1 protein-coding gene is annotated in these 274 nt (G+C 55.5%); it reads right to left on the bottom strand.

The features are described 5' to 3' along the window. A partial coding sequence (locus tag G9G53_RS25960) for an AMP-binding protein (protein ID WP_165150911.1) occupies positions 1-274 on the bottom strand: 274 nt, incomplete at both ends.

The raw sequence follows: 274 nt of genomic DNA, 5'->3' as shown, positions 1-274 counted from the left end.
TCCACGTACTCCAGAAACGCATGCAGCATAGCGGGTACAAAGTGCATCGTGGTTACGCCATCGCGGGCAATCGTGTCGACGATGTCTTCCGGGTTCTTTTCCCCGCCCACGGACAGCAAGCTTACCTTCGAGCCCACCAGCGACCACCAGAACAGCTCCCACACCGACACGTCGAAGGTGAAGGCCGTCTTTTGCAAGATCGTATCTTCCGCACTCAAGCCGTATCGATCATGCATCCACAAAATCCGGTTCAGCACAGAATGATGCTCCACCA

It is taken from the genome of Paenibacillus sp. EKM206P (assembly GCF_011066155.1).
Taxonomy (GTDB): Bacteria; Bacillota; Bacilli; order Paenibacillales; family Paenibacillaceae; genus Paenibacillus; species Paenibacillus polymyxa_D.
This window is presented reverse-complemented; position numbering and strand designations above follow the sequence as displayed.